The 19,076-nt window shown below is 50.6% G+C and carries 13 protein-coding genes; 11 read left to right on the top strand and 2 right to left on the bottom strand.

Annotation, left to right across the window (positions count from 1 at the left end; genetic code table 11):
• Positions 1-48: 48 nt before the first annotated feature.
• The 3 genes from L2725_RS12225 (at position 49) to L2725_RS12215 (ending at position 7,013) form a co-directional block, all read left to right on the top strand.
• A complete protein-coding gene (locus L2725_RS12225; RefSeq protein WP_249249220.1) occupies positions 49-3,789 on the top strand; it encodes a response regulator in 3,741 nt (1,246 codons plus the stop codon).
• 169 nt (positions 3,790-3,958) lie between these two features.
• Positions 3,959-6,349: a zinc-dependent metalloprotease gene (locus L2725_RS12220; RefSeq protein WP_249249219.1), complete on the top strand. Its 2,391-nt coding sequence runs from the start codon at positions 3,959-3,961 to the stop codon at positions 6,347-6,349.
• Positions 6,350-6,479: 130 nt separating this feature from the next.
• Positions 6,480-7,013, top strand: coding sequence for a GNAT family N-acetyltransferase (locus L2725_RS12215; RefSeq protein WP_249249217.1), 534 nt, complete (start codon positions 6,480-6,482; stop codon positions 7,011-7,013).
• A 15-nt stretch (positions 7,014-7,028) separates the two neighbouring features.
• Here L2725_RS12215 and L2725_RS12210 read toward each other — a convergent pair whose 3' ends face one another.
• Positions 7,029-8,405 (bottom strand): MATE family efflux transporter, encoded by a 1,377-nt coding sequence (locus tag L2725_RS12210; protein ID WP_249249216.1) that lies wholly within the window; start codon positions 8,403-8,405, stop codon positions 7,029-7,031.
• A gap of 333 nt (positions 8,406-8,738) precedes the next feature.
• Between L2725_RS12210 and L2725_RS12205 the strand changes: the two genes are divergently transcribed.
• Both L2725_RS12205 and groL read left to right on the top strand, forming a co-directional pair.
• Positions 8,739-9,029 carry a co-chaperone GroES gene (locus L2725_RS12205; protein WP_249249214.1) on the top strand — a complete coding sequence of 97 codons (291 nt, stop codon included), beginning with the start codon at positions 8,739-8,741 and terminating at the stop codon, positions 9,027-9,029.
• Between the two features lie 47 nt (positions 9,030-9,076).
• The gene (groL, locus tag L2725_RS12200; RefSeq protein WP_249249212.1) at positions 9,077-10,723 is read left to right on the top strand and encodes a chaperonin GroEL; all 1,647 of its coding nucleotides are present in this window, start codon (positions 9,077-9,079) and stop codon (positions 10,721-10,723) included.
• A 527-nt stretch (positions 10,724-11,250) separates the two neighbouring features.
• On the opposite strand, the gene L2725_RS12195 is transcribed toward groL, so the two are convergent.
• Positions 11,251-12,159: an NYN domain-containing protein gene (locus tag L2725_RS12195; protein WP_249249211.1), complete on the bottom strand. Its 909-nt coding sequence runs from the start codon at positions 12,157-12,159 to the stop codon at positions 11,251-11,253.
• 670 nt (positions 12,160-12,829) lie between these two features.
• Here L2725_RS12195 and L2725_RS12190 point away from each other — a divergent pair.
• The 6 genes from L2725_RS12190 to L2725_RS12165 all read left to right on the top strand — a co-directional run bounded on the left by L2725_RS12190 (position 12,830) and on the right by L2725_RS12165 (position 18,970).
• Positions 12,830-13,411 (top strand): hypothetical protein, encoded by a 582-nt coding sequence (locus L2725_RS12190; protein WP_249249210.1) that lies wholly within the window; start codon positions 12,830-12,832, stop codon positions 13,409-13,411.
• A gap of 48 nt (positions 13,412-13,459) precedes the next feature.
• On the top strand, positions 13,460-13,753 hold the full coding sequence (locus L2725_RS12185; protein ID WP_249249207.1) for a G protein-coupled receptor family protein: 294 nt from the start codon (positions 13,460-13,462) through the stop codon (positions 13,751-13,753).
• 225 nt (positions 13,754-13,978) lie between these two features.
• Positions 13,979-14,539 (top strand): riboflavin biosynthesis intermediates N-glycosidase, encoded by a 561-nt coding sequence (ybiA, locus tag L2725_RS12180; RefSeq protein WP_249249205.1) that lies wholly within the window; start codon positions 13,979-13,981, stop codon positions 14,537-14,539.
• Between the two features lie 211 nt (positions 14,540-14,750).
• Entirely contained in the window at positions 14,751-15,410 is a 660-nt protein-coding gene (locus L2725_RS12175) for a Bax inhibitor-1 family protein (RefSeq protein WP_115137591.1), read from the top strand.
• Between the two features lie 273 nt (positions 15,411-15,683).
• Positions 15,684-16,157 carry an HAD family hydrolase gene (locus L2725_RS12170; protein WP_249249204.1) on the top strand — a complete coding sequence of 158 codons (474 nt, stop codon included), beginning with the start codon at positions 15,684-15,686 and terminating at the stop codon, positions 16,155-16,157.
• A 740-nt stretch (positions 16,158-16,897) separates the two neighbouring features.
• Positions 16,898-18,970 (top strand): S8 family serine peptidase, encoded by a 2,073-nt coding sequence (locus tag L2725_RS12165; RefSeq protein WP_249249203.1) that lies wholly within the window; start codon positions 16,898-16,900, stop codon positions 18,968-18,970.
• The last annotated feature ends 106 nt before the right edge of the window (positions 18,971-19,076 follow it).

Raw genomic sequence — 19,076 nt, 5'->3', positions numbered from 1 at the left:
AGCTTGTTATCATCGACGCATGTCCTTGATCCCTATGCCAGGTTATTGATGAAATCCCGTGAGCAGGATTTTCAGTTGAAGTCCCCCATCCTCAAAAATTACAACCGCGCTGTGTTCTACACCTACATAGGTGTGATTGTGTTGGCTCTGTTGACCGCCTGGATCGATTTCGACCGCAGCCGTGATCAGAATGCGGTTCAGCGAAAAGAGGAAGTATCCCGCCACGTCATGCAGATTGACCTGCTGTTGGAAGCGGGTATCCGCGCTGTAAAAAGCTTGCGCAATGTGGCGGTGGACCACCTGCGACTGGGCGAGATGGTGCGCCAAAACAGTCTGCCCAAGTACGAAAAGTTCAATGAAAGTGGTCAGTATTTCACCCTGGAACCCAGCTTTGCCCAGAGTGGCAAGCCCTTTACCAATATGGGGCGGATAACAGGTACAGGCTCTCTCGATGGCCGCAGTCAGAAGTTCTATCAGGAACTTGAGATGCTGTTTGAGCTGTCTCTCTCCTTCCCGGTGGCGATGGAGGCTGTGCCCAAGGCATCGGCTATCTACTACATCTCCAAGCGCCGCATGATGTCCTATTACCCCTGGCCCAAGGATGAACAAAGATTCCGTGAAGAGCTGCTGAACAAGAAGCAGTTCCAGCTGGCGACCCCAGCGATGAACCCCCAGCGCAGCGTGTTCTGGAGTGAAGCCTATGTGGACAGCGCCAAGGGCTTGGTTACCACGCTGGGTGTGCCCGTTTATCTGCAGGATGAGTTTATCGGCTCTATCAACCTGGATATGACTCTGGCGTCGCTGACCAAGCAGATCCGCATGTACTTCAAAATGCCGGGTACTGTGATTTTGCTGGATCAGAACAACAATATTTTGTCCCACAGCGACCATGACGACTCCTCGGTCAGCCGGGTTTACCACCTGAGCCAGCGGCTGCCTGCCGCCTTGCACTCCCTCAGCGAACATGAGCTGTTTGAGGCCAGCCAGGGGATAGTGCGTAATGGCTACTATATCCATTCGGTTGCACTGCAAAACGCACCATGGCGTCTGCTCTATATCCAGAGTGAAGATGAACTGAACAAGAGCTCGTGGGAGAAGCTGGAGAAAAACTTCCTGCTGGTGGTGATTGCCCTGTCGGTGCTGGTGACCATAGTTCACTGGCAGACCCGTCGCTCCTTTGTTACCCCGGCATCCAAGTTGCTGGCGCACCTTGAGGGTTGCTCCATTGCGCCCCGTAAACCGCCACAAACCATTACCCCGGGATGGGAGCCCTGGTTCCACCTCATCAGTCGGATCTTTGAGGAGAACCAGCAGTACACCATGCACCTGTCGGAGCAAAACAAACGCCTCGACAAGCTGGTGGCCCGCCGTACCGAACGTTTGAAAGAGACCACAGAGCGCCGGGAGCGGGAGTATGCCCTGTTGCGCTCCCTGCTGGACTCCATCCCGGAAGCGATCGTGTTTAAAGATAAAGATGGTCGCTACCTGGGTTGTAACAAGTCCGCCGAGCGTATGCTGGGGTATACCGAGAGCGAGATTATTGGTCTGTCTGCCTACGAGCTGGCTGCGCCGGGTCAGGCGGAACGCATCCGGGCTGAGGATGAGCAGGTATTGCGTGAGCGACTGCCACTCAAGTATCAGGAGAAGGTGGAACTGGCCGGTAAGCCTGTGCTGCTGGATGCCATGAAGATGCCCTTCTATAACCGTCGCGGTGAGCTGCTGGGGCTTATCTCCGTATGGCGTGATGTTACCCGTGAGTATGAGTCTGCCGAGCAGCTGAGACTGTCTGAACAGCGTTACCACCTGGCGATGGACGCGGTGGAAGATGGTCTGTGGGACTGGTATCTGGATTCAGAGCAGATTATCTGTAACCCATCCTACTACTCCATGTTGGGTTATCGCCCCAATGAGTTCCCGGCATTGCTTTCTACCATAGATGGGCTGATGCACCCGGACGACCGTCAGCGGGTGGAAGAGTACCGCGAGCAGTACCTTTCCAATCCGGTTGATGGCTATGAGATTGAGTACCGCCTCAAGGGCAAGAATGGCCAGTATCACTGGATCCTGTCCCGGGGCCGGGTGGTGGAGTTCACTGCCGACAATAAACCAAGACGTATGGTGGGTACCCACAAGGATATTACCCGTCAGAAACTCAACGAAGGCGCACTGCTGGAAGCCAAGCAGGATGCTGAACTGGCCAACCTCTACAAGAGTGAGTTCCTGGCCAATATGAGTCATGAAATCCGCACGCCAATGAATGCCATTATCGGCATGCTGCAGCTGGCGGGACGCACCAGTCTGACCGCCCAGCAGAAGGACTATCTGGATAAAGCCAGCTTCTCGGCTCAGTCACTGCTGCGCATCATTAACGACATTCTGGACTTCTCCAAAATTGAAGCCGGTAAGCTGGAGCTGGAGAAAGTTGAGTTCCCGCTGGACAAAGTGTTGGATCATGCGCTGGATCTGAACGTTATCCGTGCTCAGGAGCAGGGTGTTGAGTTGCTGCTGTACGCACCTGTCACCGCAGGCTTGATGCTCAAAGGTGACCCGCTGCGACTGGGACAGGTGCTGATTAACCTGCTGTCCAATGCGGTGAAGTTTACCCAACAGGGTGAAGTAGAGCTGGGCTGTGAAGATCTCGGTGAACGGGATAACCGCATCACCCTCAAGTTCTGGGTGCGGGATACCGGCATAGGGATCAGCAAGGAGCAGCAGGAGAAGCTGTTCGACGCCTTCTCCCAGGCTGACGGCTCCACCACCCGCAAATATGGTGGCACAGGTCTTGGTCTGTCTATCAGCAGGCACCTGGTAACCATGATGGGTGGCCAGATGCAGGTCACCAGTGAGCCGGGTAAAGGTTCAACCTTCAGCTTTACCATCAGCATGGCGCTGGCGGAGGAATCCAAGCCTGCTGAATTTATCGTGCCTGAGCCTATCTCCCGCCTGCGGACCCTGGTGGTGGACGATAACCCAAGTGCCCTGCAGATATACTCGACTCTGCTGCGTGACTTCCACTTCGATGTGAGCACCGCCGCCAGTGGTAAAGAGGCATTGTACAAGCTGCAGCAGGCACCGGTGGATCTGGTACTGCTGGACTGGATGATGCCGGAAATGGATGGTCTGCAGGTGATCGATGAGATAGATGGACTGATTGCCACAGGCAAGCTGGAGAAGCGCCCGGTTATCATCATGATGACCGCCTACAGTGCCGAACCACTGCAGGAGCAAATCGACAGCAACAAGGTATTCGCCCTGCTGCAGAAGCCATTTAAGTCATCCACTTTGTATGACGAGATCATGGCGGCCTTTGAGAAAGAAACAGATGACGAGGTGATTGAACTGACCCCTGAATCTGTTGCTATCGAAGAGCCTGAAGAAGCGGTAGCAGAAGCGTCTGAGCATAAGGGGCTGGTGTTGCTGGTAGAGGACAACTTTATCAACCAGCAGGTGGCATCTGAGCTGCTTAAGAGTGGTGGCTACGAAGTGGTGCTGGCAGGTAACGGTCAGGAGTCGCTGGATATGGTGGACAGCCAGCCGTTTGATGCTGTGCTGATGGATATTCAGATGCCGGTGATGGATGGTTTGACCGCGGCGCAGGAGCTGCGTAAACGATTCACCACTGAGCAATTGCCGATTATCGCCATGACGGCCCACGCCATGTCAGGAGACAGAGACAAGAGTCTGGCGGCGGGGATGAATGCCCATATCACCAAGCCGATCGAGCTGATGGAACTGTTTGACACCCTGGAGCAATGGGTGAGCTACAAGCGTAAACATCAGTCGGCCTGATTTGTACGGCATCAAGCCATACAAAATTGTATACAAATCGGTTAGAGTGGCTGGGTATTTATTATCCAGCCTTTTTTTTGTCCTGATGGAATAAATTGGCTGGTAAGCAGGGTCTAATACCAAACTGATTTGATAGTCCCTGACACAACCAACAAGAAGGGAGCAAGGAATGAAACTCCACCTGATGGCACTGGCGGTTGGCCTGGGCCTGTCTTCAATATCGGCTGTGGCGATGGCCGACAACGCAAAAATTCTCAAGCAGAGCAGAGCCGCTGATGGCTTTCTCGACCTTAACTATCACAACGATTCCGGTGAAGTGTATCTGGAGGTCACAGAAGATCTGCTGAACAAGCCCATGATCCTGATGACCAGCCTGCCACACGGTGTGGGCTCCAACGATATCGGCCTGGATCGGGGCCAGCTGGGCCGTACCCGACTGGTACAGTTCGAGCAACAGGGACCTTTCCTGATCCTTAAGCAGCTCAATACCGACTACCGTGCCAACACAGACAATGCCGCCGAGCAAAGAGCAGTGAAAGAGGCGTTTGCCGAGTCAGTACTGTGGCGGGGCAAGGTGCTTCCCGGCAAGACTAAACTCGTCCCCCTTAATCAATTGGTGATTAACGACCTGCACGGAGTGACAGATACTCTGGCCCGCACCAAACAGGGGAGTTACCGACTCCAGCCGGACCTGTCACTGGTATTGCCTGAAGGGGTGAAGTCCTTTGACAACAACGCCGACGTCGATGTGCTGCTGAGCTTCAGTGCCGACAAGGCAGGTCCGCAGGTGGCTCAGGTGACACCGGACGGCAAAACCATCTCTATCCGTATGCGCTACTCATTTGTGGCGCTGCCGGAGCCGGGTTATGTGCCCAGAGCCTACCACCCCAACTCAGGCTATCTGTCCGACAGCTATCTGGATTACGCCACCGCCGTGGATCAGCCAGTGCGCCAGCACCACCTGTTGCGTCACCGACTGCAGAAGGTGAATCCGGGACCGGCTCCAAGCGAAGTGGTAGAGCCCATTGTCTATTATCTGGACCCGGGTGTACCTGAGCCGGTTCGCAGCGCACTGCTGGAAGGCGGTCGCTGGTGGGAAGATGCCTTTAACGAAGCGGGCTTTATCAATGGCTTTAAGGTTGAACTGCTACCGGAGGATGCCGACCCTCAGGACGTTCGCTACAACGTGATCCAGTGGGTTCACAGGGCAACCCGTGGCTGGTCCTATGGCGCAGCGGTAACCGATCCCCGTACCGGCGAAATCATTAAAGGCCATGTCACTCTGGGCAGTCTGCGGGTTCGTCAGGATCACCTGATCGCCCGTGGTCTGACTGCAGGTTGGGAAGACAGAGATGCGGCAGCACAGGCTGCCATGTCGCTGTCGCTGGACCGTATTCGTCAGTTGTCAGCCCACGAGATTGGTCACACTCTGGGGCTGGACCACAACTTTGCCGCCTCCACCAATAACGATGCGTCTGTGATGGACTATCCCCATCCCAAGGCGACCCTCAAAGGTGAGCAGATAGATATCAGCCAGCCTTATGGCACGGGTGTCGGAGCCTGGGACAAGTTCACCATCGCCTATGGTTATGGTGAGTTTGAAAAGCCGGAAGATATGGCTGCGCTGGTGGAAGAGGGACAGAATCAGGGCCTCAGATATATCGGCGAAAGTGACTCCCGCGCTGCGTCGGCAGCCCATGCCTATGCCAGCCTGTGGGACAACGGCAGTGACCCTGTGGCAGAACTGAGTAGATTGGCCGAAGTGCGTCGGGTGGCCATTGATAACTTCTCCGACAAGGCGTTGCTGGATGCTGATCCCAGTGGTGAGCTGGCGGATCTGTTTGTACCCATCTACCTGCTGACCCGTTTCCAGATCACCGCGGCGGCCAAGTTACTGGGCGGCGTAGATTACAGCTTCCAGCAAACATCACCTGGCAGCTGGCACTATGTGGCACCGGAAGCGCAGGAAGCGGCACTGGACGCCCTGCTGACCCAACTTAAACCTGCCGCTCTGACCATTCCGGCTCAGGTGCAGGAGCAATTGGTGCCCAAGTCAGGCAACTACTGGCGCACCCGCGAAAGCTTCCCGTCCGGTTTGGGAGCGGTCGTGGACTCCCAGGCGATGGCTGAAGTGCTGTCCCGTCATATTGTTTCCACCCTGCTTCAGAGCGAACGTCTGAACCGCGTCAGTCAGGCAGCTTTGCTGGACAGAGAACAGATGACAGTTAAACAGTTGCTGGACAAGCTGGTGGGACAAACCCTGTATGAGGAGCCGGGCAGCGGTGTGCAGCAAGCGGTATGGAAACGGACCAATGCCGTGATTGTCGATGCCATGCTGACGGCCCTGTATCAGGATGCCACCGCCCCGGAAGTGAAGGCGGATCTCAAAGCCAAACTGAAGGATATGCTGCGTCAGTTGCAGCGTAAGGCCAAGCGCTCCAGCGATACTCTGGCGGCTCATTATCAGTATCTGGCGGATGGTATCAGCGAAGGCCTGGATGACAGCAGTAAGCGGCTGATCACCAAGCCTCTGCCTATGCCACCGGGCTCGCCGATTTAACCGCGCCTGTTTAAGCGAGAATCGCCACCAGGCGTTCCGCTTTACAAAAAGACGAAAGAAGGGCTTGAGAGTTAAGCCCTTCTTTTGTTTTCATCTCTTAGGTGATTGATCGCTTTTAACAGGAAGCCCTATGACATTTGAGTTCATCACAAGCAGGCTGAATGTTGTCGACTGGCGTCAGGCGCAGCTGAACCTTGGCGAAGCCTTCTATGGCCAGTTGCTGGCTATACTGACACCTGAGGTGACCAAAGCCCTGCCTGAGGGGTGGCAAAACCTGAGCGCTGAGTCTATTGAAGACTGGTTTAAGGCGCGGTCTGCAGAAGGGGAGATTCTGACCCTGTTGCTGGATGATAATCAGGAGTTGGCAGATACCCATGAACTGGCCGGTTTGTTGATGCTGTATGCCGAAGAGGGAAGGGATGAATCAAGCCCCGGCACTACGCTGCATATTGGCTACCTGCTGGGGGCGTCGTTTCAGGGGAAGGGACTTGCCAAAGAGTTACTGCAGGGACTGATTACACACTGTCAGTCCTTGCATGATATCAAGGCCCTGGTGGGCGGCGTTCATGTCTCCAATCAGGCTTCAAGGCACCTGCTGGTGCGCTGCGGTTTCAACATTCAATCTCAAACCCCCGAACACATCTTCTACCAGCTTGAGCTGTGACGGCTCAACAAGCAGTCAGATGGCTTCGCCGTGTTCACCATGGTGACTGCCGGAGCGTTTTTGCGGCTCTGTCAGCTTGCGGGCCAGCATATAGCAAAGTGCGCCCATCAGAGTGTTGGTCACCGGCAGCGCCAGCAACAATCCGCCCACACCGGCCAGTACTGAGCCCAGCAGGGCCAGCGGCAACATAATCAAAAACAGGCGACACAGATTAAGCGCCAGCGATGACATGGGTCTGTGGTAGGCGTTCAGTGCAGTGGCCAGCAGTATCACCATACCCAGCGGGCCATAGGCGACAGGCAGCGCCAGAATATAGAACTCCAGATACTGTAATACCTGAGGATCGGTACTGAACAGCCCGGCGATCTGTTGATGGAAAATGGCGACGGGAATATAGATGAGCGTCTGGAACACCAGCACAAACTTCAGCGACATCATCAGCGCATTGTGGGCTCGCTCCCTCTGTCCCGCCCCTAAGTTCTGGGCGATAAAAGGCACCAGAGATGATGACAGGGCCATCACGGCAATCAGCAATATCGACTCAAGTCGGGTACCGGCTCCGAAGGCTGCCACCGCCTCATAATCAATACGCGCCAGCATAGCCATCAATACCGCGTTGGCCACCGGATTAATCAGGTTCATCAGCGCCGCAGGCTGGGCAATGTGGGCCAGTTTCTTCCAGTTCTTTTTAAAGCGTGAAATAGACAGGGGCGCCAGCGTCAGCATATGGCGTTTAATAATCAGCAGGTAGGCCGACAGCGACATAGCCACTACCCAGGCCAGTACAGAAGCAATGGCTGCGCCCTGAATGCCCAGCGCGGGGACAGGCCCAAAGCCAAAAATGAGTATCGGGTCCAGCACCAGGTTAATCAGCGAGGCCAGCGCCATAATCTTGGCCGGTGAGCGGGTGTCGCCTGTGGCCCTCAGCCCCTGATTCCCCACCATCATAAGTACCAGCAAAGGCGAGCCCAGATACCAGATCATCATGTATTCATGGATCAGTGGCAGGGTGTCGGGCTCTGCGCCCAGCAGGGTAAACAGGGGAGCAATACAGAAGGAGCCCAGCACCGCCAGTGTCCACAGCACCAGAAAGGTGAGCATCAGCGCATCGTGCAGAAACAGCTTGGCTTCCGGCGCATGTCCGGCGCCGATTAAACGACCGAGATTGGTGGACACCCCGGCACCTATGCCGATGGCAATACTGGAGATAATCAGGGTAACCGGAAAGGTGAAACTGATGGCAGACAGGGCATCGGTACCCAGCTGACTGATAAAGTAGGTATCGACCAGATTGAATCCGAGTACAGTAAGAATTCCCACCAGATTTGGCAGGCTCATATTCAGCAATACACGACCGATTGGCGCACTGAGCAGCCCGTGTTTGTCTCTCATTCCATCTCACTGGCGATGTTACAAGTGGCGGATTTTATCAGGATATCCCGGACATTAGAAAGGCATGAATCACAGACTGAAACCCCAGTGGGGGCGATATCAGACCTGCCAGTCATAACGAATGATAGCCGGGCACTGAGAATCCTCCTTATCAGTCCCTGATTTGCGACCCGGGAGTGAAAAAATGAAATTTTTTTGCCTCTGGCACTTGGATCTCAAATCCCCGTCCCCATATTCATTTCATCCGGCGAATTTCGAGCATTACTCTTCGCCAACACCATGAAAAACCGCCACGTTTGTTGGGCAAAAAGGAATCATTAGGAGAATCCATCAATGAATATTCGTCCACTACATGACCGCGTTATTGTTAAGCGTCTGGAAGTTGAATCAACGTCTGCGGGCGGCATCGTGCTGACAGGCAGCGCCGCTGAAAAATCAACTCGCGGTGAAGTACTGGCAGTCGGCAATGGCCGCATCCTGGAAGATGGTACCGTTCGTCCGCTGGACGTGAAGGTAGGCGACGTAGTGATCTTCAACGAAGGCTACGGCGTTAAGAAAGAAAAAATCGACGGTGAAGAAGTTCTGATCCTGTCTGAAGCCGATGTAATGGCTGTAGTGGAATAATCCACAGTCTATTCCACCCAAATTTTAGAAATTAAAGGAAAAGAGAAATGGCAGCTAAAGAAGTCAAATTCGGAAATGACGCCCGCGTTAAAATGCTGGCTGGTGTGAACGTTCTGGCCAACGCAGTTAAAGTTACCCTGGGCCCTAAAGGCCGTAACGTAGTACTGGACAAGAGCTTCGGTGCTCCACTGATCACCAAAGACGGTGTATCTGTAGCCAAAGAAATTGAACTGGAAGACAAGTTCGAAAACATGGGCGCGCAAATGGTTAAGGAAGTTGCTTCCAAGGCCAACGACGCTGCCGGTGACGGTACTACCACTGCTACCGTACTGGCTCAGGCTATCGTAAACGAAGGTCTGAAGGCGGTTGCCGCCGGTATGAACCCAATGGACCTGAAGCGCGGTATCGACAAAGCTGTGATTGCTGCTGTTGAAGAGCTGAAAGCTCTGTCTCAGGAGTGTGCTGACTCTAAAGCTATCGCTCAGGTAGGTACCATCTCTGCCAACTCCGATGCTTCTATCGGTGAAATCATCGCCACTGCGATGGAAAAAGTAGGCAAAGAAGGCGTGATTACCGTTGAAGAAGGTCAGGCGCTGGAAAACGAACTGGACGTAGTTGAAGGTATGCAGTTCGACCGCGGTTACCTGTCTCCATACTTCATCAACAAGCCAGAAACCGGCACTGTTGAGCTGGACAGCCCATTCGTACTGCTGGTTGACAAGAAAGTCTCCAACATCCGCGAACTGCTGCCTATTCTGGAAGGTCTGGCCAAGACCGGCAAGCCTCTGCTGATCGTTGCAGAAGACGTTGAAGGCGAAGCGCTGGCGACTCTGGTAGTAAACAACATGCGCGGTATCGTGAAGGTAGCAGCTGTTAAAGCTCCTGGCTTCGGTGACCGTCGTAAAGCAATGCTGCAGGATATTGCAATCCTGACCGGCGGTACTGTTATCGCTGAAGAGATTGGTCTGGAGCTGGAAAAAGCCACTCTGGAAGATCTGGGTACTGCCAAGCGCGTTGTAATCTCTAAAGACAACACCACCATCATCGATGGTAACGGTGACGAGTCTCAGATCCAGGGCCGTGTTGCTCAGATCAAGCAGCAGGTTGAAGAATCTACCTCTGACTACGACAAAGAGAAGCTGCAAGAGCGTATGGCTAAGCTGGCCGGCGGTGTTGCAGTAATCAAAGTGGGTGCTGCCACTGAAGTTGAAATGAAAGAGAAGAAAGCCCGTGTTGACGATGCTCTGCACGCAACCCGCGCTGCCGTTGAAGAAGGTGTGGTTGCTGGTGGTGGTGTTGCCCTGGTTCGCGCAGCTTCCAAGATTGGTGAAATCGCAGTAGACAACGAAGATCAGAAGCACGGTGTGACTATCGCACTGCGCGCGATGGAAGCTCCTCTGCGTCAAATCGCCACCAACGCCGGTGAAGAAGCCTCTGTTGTTGCCAACAACGTGAAGAACGGTAACGGCAACTATGGTTACAACGCGGGTAACGATACCTACGGCGACATGCTGGAAATGGGTATTCTGGACCCAACCAAGGTAACCCGCTCTGCACTGCAATTCGCCTCTTCTGTTGCTGGTCTGATGATCACTACCGAAGCTATGGTTGCTGAACTGCCTAAGGAAGAAGCGCCAGATATGGGCGGCATGGGTGGTGGTATGGGCGGTATGGGTGGCATGGGCATGATGTAATATCATCGCCTTGTCAGCCGATGATCTAAACTCCGTTTAGATTCCCCAGCCATAGTGCTGGGGTTCTTGCTTTCTGACGGATAGGAAAAGGCCCACGCATCGAGCGTGGGCCTTTTCTATTGGGAGTGTGCTGTTAAGACTTGTGTTCGCTCATGAAGCCGAGCGTGGCTTATGGCTTTGATATAGCTCATCGCCTGCGGCGAGCGAATGTGCACTCGACTTCTCGGCTCGTCGCAAGTACCTCCCTGTAGACTCCACTCTGGCATCCATGCCAGAGAGGGCCTCAAATCCGAGTACACTTGGATCATCTGGTGCAATCTGTTGATGTGGAGTTTAATTTGGCTTGATGAGACACCTAAACGTCTATGTAAAGCGCCTTGTTCTAACCCGATTTATTCTGCGCAAAATGCATACCCGGCCTAAGCCCTAAAGCTTAAAGCCAAAAGAAACCCCGAGACTGGAAAGAGTGTCGGTTTTTTTTATTAATTTCGGTGTAGTGGTTCTGACCCTATATGCAGACCGCAATCCTATTTATTTGATTTAATGTATTTTACGTAAGCTTTAGCATGCTCTAAGACTGCTAATGCCGATTCTTCGTTATCTAATAGATTTGCTGGTATGTCCGAAAGCTTTGGAAGACCATCAGGAGCTGGTTTCTTTTCATCCAACCACTTCCAGCGCTTTGACGGACTTGGTATAGCTTCTTCTAGAGTATTCAGAATTTCTTGCAGAATGTCAGGTTGACCAAACCAGCTTTCGGGTCGGCTTGCTGGCTTTTTGCCACCCAGAATGGAGCGTGGAAAACCTGAGAGGCTGAGCTCTTCATCTGTTATGTGGGTTCGAGTCCAATGCGCAAGAGACTCCAGTTCTTTGTTTGCTCGGCGCTCATCTCTTGTAGGGATGACAAGACCTATTTTGACTTGGGAAAGTTCTCTGATTTTTTTGAGTGCTGGAGCAAGATCAGTATCGTTTGTTACGAAAACGACATGTTTTAACTCTTGGTCAGTCAATACGTCTACGACGGCATCGAGAGCTAAATTTACGTCACTTTGCTTTTCTTCAAGCTTCCATATATCGACTCGCTCACAGTCTCTTGGCCATTTATCAGGTTGCTCTCTGTCGACTTTGTATGCTGATGTTTTGATAACAGAGTAGTAGCCTTCTTTTACGTTTACACTACCGTCAGGGTAGGCAAACTTGATGGCCCGGTGGTATGAATCTTGATCTTTTACAGAATCCGGTGATCTTCCTGCTTTTTCAATAATTTTAGCGGTATAAAAATTTATACAATCTGGGGCTAATGTATACGAAAACGGAACAGAACTTGGAAGTATATAGTCAGAAAATAGTCTTTTTAGATCTAACCACTTGTAACAAGTACCTTTCAAACAGCCATAGTACAAGTTGTAACCATCGATATAGATCTTTGTTTTCAACGAGGTCCCTTCCTATAGAAATGAAAAAACCGGCACTAGGCCGGCTTTCTCCCCCAGGCTCAGGGGTCATAATGCCACGCGTGAGAACTGGGTTAGTTGTTATATATAATTATGCATAATTTTAAACCTCATCTGGTCTGACCAGATGTGCTGTGCATCGATATAGATAACACCTACCTAAATCTACATGTACTGAACCCCAAGATCCAGTACTTTAGTGGTAAACCGCGGCCTATCCGTATAGGAGAGTGTCTACGTGGACACCCATAATTATTTTTGGTTCATTACCGCCCATGGCTTGCGTCTACCAAACTGCCAATGTTCTTTATGATATTGCTTTAAAACAGTTGACTGGGGAAGTGACGTACCGCAAAGAAAGGGGATTTAGTGGGGGATTTTGTCGTCCGTAACTACTGCTTCCTTACTATTGGCGATACCGGACCTTTCCCTGGGCCTGCATACTATCTGCCTGAACATGCAGGGTATTTCCGTATAGGGAGTAGGGCAATAGCCTGTACATGTTGTTACAGTGAAATCAGTCTTTTAGTTGAGGTGATAGAAGATTGGGCAATAGCTTGTGGGGCTTGCCTGGGTTAGCTTGTATGAGGTTGTTTTAAAGCAGGAATAGCAATGGTCACAGGAATGGTGAAATGTGGTAGCCGGAGGGCGAATGCTGACCTCTGATAAGCTGGCAGAGGCGCCCAAAGAGGGAGAGAAAGCGTTACTGGGCAAGACCGAGATTGGGTTTGTGCACCGGGACGAGGCGGGCTTAACGCCTGAGCCGAGTAGCTATCCACTTGAATGTGTACTCAGTCAAAACGCCGAGTACATGGATATAGGCGCATCTGAGTTCGACCATAAACCCAGCGGCTGGTTTCGTACTCTGGGCTGCTTACTGCTGCCAGCCTTCATCTTTATCGTATTGGCGGCGGCATCTGATCCGGGCATTTCCTGGTTGCCAATGGGTATTGTCTTTGGATTGGGTTTGCTGTGGCTCGTTAGCGGAATGGTCTATTACGTGCTCAGGCGTCGGCGGCGGACTACCATCTCTTTTTATCGCAAGCGTCAAAAGCTGGTGTTTAAACCTTCATCCCGAGCCGAGCCTGTTGAACTCGATTGGGGTGACGTTGTGCCATACATACGACCTCGAAGAATACGCGGGGTGATAGGGAGCCGTTTTATTGATATGCCGGGAGTGTCCCTTTGCCTGGCATGGTACGACAGCGAATCTCAAATGCTGCACACCTTCTAAACCTCTGAGTTCAAGTTCAGCCTGTTTGTGGCGGATGAGTGGAGGCTGATGCTCAGATACATGAATGGTGACGATAATAACTTTGCCAACAATTATGAGCCGGTTGCGACCAGTGCCAACTTTCAGGAAAAGCGGGATAAGTTGTGGCGTGATTTTCGGGCCAACAAGAATAAGCGGCTGTTTACTTTCAGCTTACGCGACATGTCGGTCTCTTACCTGTCGATGATAGTGTTCTATCTGATGCACCTGCTCGGATGGTGGCGTCTGCCTTATCTTTATTGCGACTTGTACTTTGCCCTCGCCGTTACGCCCTTTCTGCCGCGAGACCGCAAACCAGGCTGATACGGGTAGCAGCTGTTTGGGCGCTTCAATCCTGCAAGCTAGGCTTTTGTCGTGGTCATTACGATAGTGACAGCGCTGATTCAGGCATTAGAGACTAATGGCCTATATAGCGAAGTAGATCAAACCGGGACAATACTACTTGTTTAGCTTGTACCAGGAGCCTGCTCACTTTGGTTGTGTGTTTAAAATGATTAACACGAGCGAACATCAAGTATTGGAGAAGCATTGAAGATTAGAACAAGAGAAGAGCTTGTCGATTTTTTGGCTCACGGAAATAAGGTGAAATATGTCTATTTCTGGGGGCACCAAGAAAAAGGCAAACAAGTTACCAAGAGCTGCTTTAGCCAGTGGTATGAGTCAAAATTCGAAGATGGTGGAAACGAATTTATGACGGCTGAGCACTACATGATGTATCACAAAGCTAAATTGTTTGGTGATAGTAAAGCGTGTGAGAAAGTTCTTGCTGCCAGTAAACCTGGCGAAGCAAAGGCTGTTGGGCGAGAGGTGCTCGGGTTTGAGCAAGACCTGTGGGATGAAAAACGATTTGAAATTGTCGTAAATGCTAACTTAGCGAAGTTCTCTCAAAACTCAGCGCTAAGGGCATTTTTACTAAATACTGGAAGTCGCGTATTAGTCGAAGCTAGTCCAGTAGATAAAATATGGGGTATCGGATTAGCCCAAGACAATCCTTTGTCTGAAAACCCGAATACATGGAAGGGTCTCAACCTTTTAGGTTTCGCACTCATGGAAGTCAGAGAGCTGCTTGCAAATCAGGCAGGAGCTTGAGGGAAAGGTGTTGTGCGCGCGGTTGTCATTTTTCATGATTTTGCCTCTCCCTATTGGGAGGCCAGAGCAGAGTTCAGTGAGTTTTAGGACTGGTTTCGCAGTATTGTCGAGTTTTTATAGAAGATGAATGAAGATTGGCTTCACAAGGCTTGCAGTGGACCTCATGCACCTGTGGTCAGTCTTGTATGAATAGGGAAAGGAGAGATTAAACATGATGGAATCGAATGTCTTTGAACGTACCAGCAACGGAGAGCAGGAAATCAGCCCAAGCTTGTACAATTTTACGATAGGCGCAGTGCTGTGTTGGGGCTTTTTGGTTAACTGGCTGATGGTTGGATATATTTCCGTTGAGTCGATTCAATCTATCAACCCCTGGGTGTTTTTTATTGGCTATTTTGCGAGTTGTTTCTTTGGGATTTACTTATTCAGCAAATCATCAAACCCATTGGTAAGTTTTGTTGGTTACAACTTTGTCGTTGTTCCTTTTGGCTTGATTATCAATATCGTTGTCTCCAACTATGACCCATCGTTAGTGCTGGATGCGATTATGGTTACGGGTCTGGTGACTGGCATCATGATGTTTCTCGGAACACTGTTCCCAGCTTTCTTTCAAAAAATCGTCGGTGTATTAACCATTGCCTTGATAGCTGTGATAGTGGTTGAGCTCTTTCAAATCTTCGTACTCGGCATTCATCAGGGGTGGATAGACTGGGCAGTGGTTATCATCTTCTGTGGTTACATTGGCTATGATTGGGGACGAGCAAATCAGATACCCAAGACGCTGGACAATGCAGTCGATAGCGCGGCAGCGCTTTACATGGATATCATTAACCTGTTTTTGAGAATACTCCGAATCATGGGGCGCAAATAGCGTTCACATAACAATAGACTGTGACAGCCCATCACCCCTGCAAGGTAGGTCAGGCCTAAACGTCTGGGCTACCTTGCTAAGTACATTGTAAAAATACTAAGAGCCAAGGCTGGTATGAGTAAGCTATCAACTATTTTGCTACTTTTTCTCGGATGTTGGAGTTTGAATATCATGGTTATTGCGCTTCACAGAGAGAATCAACCATATTGAGTGATTCATTGTCATACAACTACTGGTAGCGCCATCCATAACCCTTAGCCGCGGGGAGGCTTAATGAGCACTGTTTATTTATTCGATTGGGGCGACACTTTGATGGTCGACTTTCCCGGCCAGAGCGGCAAGATGTGTGATTGGACTGAGGTTCAGGCTGTAAGCGGCGCAGTAGAAGTGCTCGAATGTTTATCCAGAAGTAATACAGTTTATGTGGCAACCAATGCAGCAGACTCTTCCGAAGCTGATATTCAGTCTGCATTTGAGAGGGCGGGCCTCTCCCGTTATATCTCCGGTTACTTTTGCAAATCCAATCTTGGTATCGGCAAAGGCTCGCCGGAATTCTTCGAAAAGATAGTCAACCTCTTGGATGTATCGCCTCAAGCTGTCGTTATGGTCGGCGACACTTATGATAAAGACATTGAGCCAGCCGTCACCGCAGGCATCACGGCCATCTGGTTCAACCCTAAAAAATCTGACTTTCAAGCGAGTCCGGGTGTCAGGCAAATCCAACACTTATCTGAGCTATGTCTATAAACGGCGACTGTGACATTGCTGTTCACTTCACGGCAGCTCTCGATAAGGACCTAGCCATTAACTTCAATCTGCGCAGCGCATCTAGAGACTGTCAGCACTCGCAGAGCACGCATGGGACTTATTCACACCTTCCTTAACTGAGCTTTGAAGATCTTCACTGCGTGGTGCACTGAACTGATATTGGTCGAGGCTTTTACTTGTTAAGGCGTATAACTTTGAGTAATGGTGTTTTGTTGGTGTTAATCACTTTAGTTTTTTTAATATCCAGATTTAAACTGTTTTTCAATTTGTTTTTTCAATATTATTAATTGAAACTCTCGTGGTAATCCATATGGTTTTTATCCCAGAGAATTTATTCTCTGGTGAGAATCAATTGTTATTAGTTATTCCCAGTGTGTGCAATAAAATATTTACAGTGATTTTTTATTGATTAATTTGATGCTCATTATACCCGGTGTTTTCGGAGCCTGTGGCTATTGAGCTAAATGGCTGAGTTTGTAATTTATATTTTACACTTGCTTACTTGCCAATGATAACAGGCTAATTTTTAATTTTATTTTAATTGGTTATTCCAATCGCAATGAATCAGGCGCTAGTTTAATTATGGCGATGTCTACAAAGGCATTGTTGTGGAGAAAATTGCTGGGAATAAAAACAACATCGAAAGCGCTTTGCTCCTTCTGCTATCAAAGTCAGCAGTATTGATAGGTACCAAACCAAAAAATCTAGAAGGTTTAAAAATGGCTACATATCAGTTACAGGGAACTTTATTGGGTATTTGTACCCTATCTATGGTCGCTTCCGCAGTGGCTTCAGAATTACCAACTTCGGCTAACTTGCAAGAGCGATTTATTGTCCAGTTGAAAGATACTGAAGTGGCAACGTTACAAAGCAGCGATATTCGTGCTGCGACCATCAATTTATTGCAATCAACAGCCTCAGATGTCAATGCGGAGATGGTAAGAAGTTTGCCATCGATCAATGCTATGGCAGTGGTGCTTGATGCTAACCAAAAACAAGCACTTGAGTCTGATCCCCGGGTTGCATTTGTTGAAGTTGATCCCAAGCGCTATTTACATGCTGAATCAACTCCATACGGCATCACTATGGTGCAGGCACGACAGGTGTCTGACAGCCTCACCGGTAATCGTAAAGTGTGCATCATGGATACGGGTTACCAACGCAGTCATGAAGATTTGATCAGTTCGGGTGTCACCGGAAATGATGGCTATGGGTCAAACAACACGGGTAACTGGTATCAAGATGGTAATGGTCACGGTACTCATGTTGCGGGCACTATCGCGGCATTGGGTGGAAATAGCCGGGGCGTGGTCGGCGTCAACTCATCAGGCTTACTCGGATTACACATAGTAAAAGTGTTCAATGATTCGGGTAATTGGGCATATGGCTCAGATCTGATTGGCGCTGTTACTCAGTGTCAAAATGCGGGTGCTAACGTAATCAGCATGAGTTTGGGAGGTGGTGCATCTTCAAACGCTGAACGCCAGGCATTTGCCAGCGCTAAAGCTGCAGGGATCTTGAGTATTGCTGCCGCTGGTAACGATGGTAACAGTACTATGTCGTACCCCGCCTCATATGATGAAGTTATGTCGGTGGCCGCAGTCGACAGCTCGGGCACAGTGGCGAGTTTTTCTCAGTATAACTCGCAGGTCGAGATTGCCGCTCCCGGTGTTGGCGTGAACTCTACTTATAATGATGGCGGCTACAAGTCACTCAGCGGAACGTCAATGGCGACACCACATGTGGCTGGTGTGGCGGCGTTGGTTTGGAGTCATTTCACCGGCTGCAGCAATGAACAGATTCGTGCTGCATTGAATGCTACTGCAGAAGATAAAGGCAGCGCTGGCAGAGATACCAAATATGGTTATGGTATTGTCAAAGCCAAAGCTGCATATGATTACCTGCAAAACTCTGAGTGTGGTGGCGGTACAACGCCAGACCCGAAACCGGTCGCTGACTTTACTGCAAGTGTTAATGGCAACTCGGTGACATTGACCAATCAATCAACCGATGATGACGGAATTAACTCCAGCCTCTGGGATCTTGGGGATGGCAACACATCCACTCAATCCAGTCTGACTCATACCTACGTATCATCAGGGGCTTATCAGATCAGTTTGACTGTTACCGATACAGCCAATCAAACGGCGACAGTCTCAAAATCCATTGTTGTTGGTGATATTGTGGAGCCACCTTGTGGAGGCGTTTCAGCCTGGTCGGCTTCGGTAAATTATCAGGTTGGTGACAGGGTGTCCTACAGCGGCAAACTGTATGAAGCCACTTGGTGGTCTACAGGTGCTCGCCCTGATTTGTTCAGCAATGTGTGGAAAGTGGTTGGAAAGTGTGATGGTGAAACGCCAAATCAGCCACCTGTTGCGGGCTTTTCGGCCAGTGTTAATGGGTTAACAGTCACCTTTGCAAATAGCTCTACTGATGACTCAGGTGTTGTCTCACACAGCTGGAGCTTTGGTGATAACGCCATCTCTTCACAGGCCAACCCGGTTCATACTTACCCACAGGCTGGTACTTACAATGTTGAGTTGACAGTCAAAGATGCTCAGGGGCTGTCTGACAGCCTGAGGATGAGTGTAACCGTCAGCGATGACAGTACTACACCTCCAGATGGTTGTGTTGGATTAAGTAACTGGAGCGAAAGTGCCGTTTATCAAAGCGGGGACAGTGTGGCTTATCAAGGCGTGAAATATACGGCGAACTGGTGGAGTCAGGGTGACAACCCAGCGAGCAACTCCGGTCCATGGTCGGTCTGGACAAATAATGGCAGTTGTAACTAGCCAGTAGCTGCACGCTAAGCTTATATGGAGGCCATCCCTGAGGGAGGCCTTTTTATATTCCAAACTGCTGCTATAGAAACACTATGCCGTTGCCTGAATAACATTG

The sequence above is a fragment of the Shewanella corallii genome (assembly GCF_023349125.1).
Taxonomy (GTDB): Bacteria; Pseudomonadota; Gammaproteobacteria; order Enterobacterales; family Shewanellaceae; genus Shewanella; species Shewanella corallii.
This window is presented reverse-complemented; position numbering and strand designations above follow the sequence as displayed.